This window comes from Streptomyces sp. NPDC004721 (genome assembly GCF_053601495.1).
This window is the reverse complement of sequence record NZ_JBSGBZ010000136.1, coordinates 1-3,673: the sequence shown is the minus strand read 5'-3', so window position 1 is coordinate 3,673 and position 3,673 is coordinate 1. Positions and strand designations below refer to the sequence as shown.

Annotated in this window: 4 protein-coding genes and 1 pseudogene; 2 read left to right on the top strand and 3 right to left on the bottom strand. The window is 65.4% G+C overall.

Annotated features, from left to right (window positions below; all coding sequences use genetic code 11):
• Positions 1 to 132 precede the first annotated feature (132 nt).
• Positions 133 to 369, top strand: a complete 237-nt coding sequence (locus tag ACWEK3_RS42100; RefSeq protein ID WP_450547614.1) for a hypothetical protein — start codon at positions 133 to 135, stop codon at positions 367 to 369.
• Entirely contained in the window at positions 366 to 938 is a 573-nt protein-coding gene (locus ACWEK3_RS42095) for a DUF6529 family protein (RefSeq protein WP_450547613.1), read from the top strand. Before ACWEK3_RS42100 ends, ACWEK3_RS42095 begins: the two co-directional genes overlap by 4 nt.
• A gap of 218 nt (positions 939 to 1,156) precedes the next feature.
• Here ACWEK3_RS42095 and ACWEK3_RS42090 read toward each other — a convergent pair whose 3' ends face one another.
• From ACWEK3_RS42090 to ACWEK3_RS42080, 3 genes and pseudogenes are all read right to left on the bottom strand, one after another.
• Positions 1,157 to 1,594 (bottom strand): DDE-type integrase/transposase/recombinase, encoded by a 438-nt coding sequence (locus tag ACWEK3_RS42090; protein WP_453252235.1) that lies wholly within the window; start codon positions 1,592 to 1,594, stop codon positions 1,157 to 1,159.
• 38 nt (positions 1,595 to 1,632) lie between these two features.
• A pseudogene (locus ACWEK3_RS42085) lies at positions 1,633 to 1,902 on the bottom strand (helix-turn-helix domain-containing protein); the annotation flags it as partial.
• 126 nt (positions 1,903 to 2,028) lie between these two features.
• Positions 2,029 to 2,964: a hypothetical protein gene (locus tag ACWEK3_RS42080; RefSeq protein ID WP_450547611.1), complete on the bottom strand. Its 936-nt coding sequence runs from the start codon at positions 2,962 to 2,964 to the stop codon at positions 2,029 to 2,031.
• Positions 2,965 to 3,673: the final 709 nt, after the last annotated feature.

The following is a 3,673-nucleotide window of genomic DNA, read 5'->3' as shown; positions in this document are numbered from 1 at the left end:
TGTTCGCCATGTACCCGCAGTGGGGCTGGAGCACCGACGACGCCCTCAAGGTCATCGCCCTCCTGCGCCGCTTCTCCTCCGTCACCTGCCTCAACTCGACCGCGAACTGGCCATCAAGGGCCAGAAGCTGGCATGAACGCCCATAGATTCCTCGTCCCCGCCCTGCGGTCGGTGACCGCCGCAACCCTCACCGCCAGTGATTCCACCGCCCTCGCTGCCCTGCTGCTGATCGGGAAGCTGCACTGCTTCGCGGGTGACACGACGGCCGGTGACACCAACGGCGAGGAAATCAGCGCGTCCGGCGCCACAGTGGTACGTCGGAAACGTATCTGGCAGCAAGGTCGAAACCGATTGATTGGGGACCGATGACCGGGCACACGGGCGCGCGGATGCGGCGTCCCGCACGAACGGTGGTGGGCTTTTTGGCTGCTTTGCTGCCGGTCGCAGTCGCGGTGGGGGTGTATGCGATCGGCCGCACGCACACCCCCGACTACACCAGCGGCCTGTTCGGGCGGCACGGCGTCGGCGTCAACGATCTCAAGGCGCGTTTGGGTAGCGCTCTGATGACACTCGCGGTCGTTCAACTGTTGCTCGGGCTGTGGATGTACCGACGCCTACCGGGAGCGAGGGTCGCGCCGCACCGGGTGCACCCCACACACCGGCTCATCGGCCTCCTTGCCTTTCTGCTCTCGCTGCCCATCGCCCACCACTGCGTCACCGCCTACGGAGTTGAATTCACGAGCAGCCGAGTGGCGGTGCACTCCATCACGGGCTGCGTCCTGTACGGCGCGTTCGTCGCCAAAGTGCTGGTGGTACACAGCCGCCGACTGCCCGGTTGGGCGCTTCCGGCCGCCGGCGGCGCCCTGGTCACCGCCATCGCAGTGATGTGGTACACAGCCGCCTTGTGGTTCTTCGCCGGCACCGCCCCCGGCTTCTGACCGTGCTAGAGGCCCGCCATGGCGTGCACGGCAGCCCTGTTGCAGATCGGACATCGCGTTGTTCCGTGCCATCGCCCCTCTCGGCCGCATTGGCCGCCTGCACGGCCGCGGGCGTCACCTTGGCAGCTGGGACGAGCCGGCCGCGAAACTCTCAGCCGCCCTGCACGACGGGGTGGCGACAGCACTGAAGTTCCCCCGTGATCGTGGACAGCGGATGGTTACGCTGCGGGGGCAAGGTCTTGTGCTGTCAGGGCCCTGGTTTCGACCGGGGTGACGTATCCGTAGACCGGGTGCTTCCGCAGGCGGGTGCGGTTGTACTCGACCTCGATGAAGCGAAAGACGTCGGCGCGAGCCGCCCCGTGGGATGGCCAGATCGTGGTACCGATCTCCGCTTTCAACAGTCCGAAAAAGCTCTCAGCTGCGGCGTTATCGTAACATGAGCCTGTTCTACCCATGCTCTGCCGCAGGCCCAACTCTGCTATGAGAGCGCGGTATTCGCGTGAGGAGTATTCCGAGCCGCGATCCGAGTGCTCAATGCAGCCGTCCTTCAGCCCGCCTCGGCCGACGGCCATCCGCAGCGCGTCGACGACGAGTCCGGCCCGATGGTGGTCGGCCATCGCATAGCCGACGACTTCGCAGGTGGCCAGGTCGATCACCGTGGCGAGATACCACCAGCCGGCCGGCGTGGGCAGGTAGGTGATGTCGGAGACTCCTCCTCCAGCACCGCGACCTGGGCATCCGACAGCCGCGGTGCGTTCGCAGGACCGGTCGATCGCAGCGCCTGGGCGCCTCCTTCCCGCCAGGCACGACGCCACCGCTCCACCGACCGCTCGCTGACCCGTAACTCCTCGGCGACCGCGGCCGTCTTCACGCCTGCCACGAACTGCTCCGCGGCCTCAAGCCGTATCCGTTCACGAAATGCCCGCCGCTCAGCGGTCAGGCCCCCACCCTGCGCATACCGCATAGGAACGGCATACCGCAGGGATCACCACCCGTCACCACCCGACGCTAAGCCGAAAACCTCAGTAGACACTCACCCGCTGAGACGGTCCACTGACGCGGGCCCGGCTCCTGCCGGACCCGCGGTGGATTAGGACTTCACGAGGGTGATCTCGCTGCTCAGGTCCCCAGTGCGCCGGGTCACCGGGTAGTCCCTGTCATTCGTTTCCCCCCGAGCCCGGAGCACCGCAGGACCGGACTTGAAGGTGGCATCGGGTTCGAGGTTGCTAGGGAACGAGACCGTCCACGGCACCGGGGCTCCTGGTGTGCAGTCGACGAAGAAGGCGTCCTCGCCGGCGACACCGGACGCTGTCGCGTGCTTCTGGATCTGATAGGCGCTGACTCTGAGCGCGAACCGGGCGGGCTTGTTACAGGTGACATCGCCACCCACAGTGATGGTGCCGGTATGTTTGTCGACCGTCCCGGTGGTGTCGAGGTTCATGCCGATGGCCAGCTCTACCGGCGGCTCGGGCATGACCGCATGAACTTCACCGCGCAAAGGCACCGTGGATCCGTTGCAGTACTGCTCGAAGGTGGCGTCAAGTTCCTTCACGTAGCCGTAGGGCCCGAACGCGATGTTCTCGATGGTGAAGGAGCCAGAGGTGGTGTTACACGCCTTCTCCGTCCCGTTGTCGATCCCACCGAATTCCAACCCGGGGTCTCCAGGCTGGATATAGGGCCACTTCTTGGCCCCAGTGTAGGTGGTTCCCGCGGTCAGCTTCTGACCTTCCGGAGCGGAGATGACGAGACGCCAGAACGTCCCCTCGGTCGCGTCCACCGCAACGGTGAGGCTGTTCTCGTTAGTGCTGCCTCCGGCGTTGAACAGCTGAACTGTATCGGCCGTGTACTCGTACGATTGGCCACCCGAAATGGGCTCGCCCGGCTCGCCGCTGAAGTTGAGCGAGCCCGACACCGCGCTGTGGGCCTGTGCGGTGCCCGTCAGTGGTGTAGCTGCGATCGCCAGGGCTGCTGCCGCGACGATGCCTGCGGTGCGGGCCAGGATGCGTCTCCGTATGCCGCTGCTCATCAAGCTCCTCCAAGAGTGTTTCCAGGCACGCGAAGTGACCGCGACGGCGTAGGCCGCTCAGGGTCAAGTGCGCACGAAATTGGACTTCTGGGAGGCTGGGGGACCTCCGAGAGGGGCGCTCAGAACCTACCAAGCGCCACTGACACCTCGTGAAGCTCACTCACCCCACTCGTGTGGCTGACAGCGCACTCAGTCCGAGGGGCGACGCACCACCGTCCACCGCATAGCCCGTTAGCATGGCGTCCGGTAACCAGCATGCGCTGAGCTGCGAGGTCGGCGTAGCGACTTTGGCCTGGAGTGTCAATGACCGAGTCAAGGCGATGGGCGCCGCCCCAAGGTGGGGACGGCGCCCGTAAGAGGTGAAGGCTTTGAGGTCTGGCCTCATCCTTATCGGGTCGATCACGGGGACCGTCGACGTCGGCCAACCGGCGACATGTCTCGGCCGATCGTCCACGGAGGTCCGGCGTCGACTGGTGCTGTTCGCGCCTGTTGGTGTCAGCCGCTGGTGTCAGAAGACGGCGGGGAGCTTGACACATACCTGAACCTGTCGCCGTTTGTGGCGGGTGACGTGCGCGAAAATCAGGCGTTTCGCCACTCGTCAGTGACGCAGCCGAGCTCTCTCTGTCAAAGTAGGTCGAGTCAGGCATACTGGATGATTCATTGAGTCGAGGGCGGAGAAGGAGTAGTGCCCGGGTGGCCAGCACGAATG

Bases quoted from the DNA above. Each gene is read 5' to 3' on its own strand.
- ACWEK3_RS42100 (WP_450547614.1), top strand. From the start codon at position 133: ATGAACGCCCATAGATTCCTCGTCCCCGCCCTGCGGTCGGTGACCGCC.
- ACWEK3_RS42095 (WP_450547613.1), top strand. From the start codon at position 366: ATGACCGGGCACACGGGCGCGCGGATGCGGCGTCCCGCACGAACGGTG.
- ACWEK3_RS42080 (WP_450547611.1), bottom strand. From the start codon at position 2,964: ATGAGCAGCGGCATACGGAGACGCATCCTGGCCCGCACCGCAGGCATC.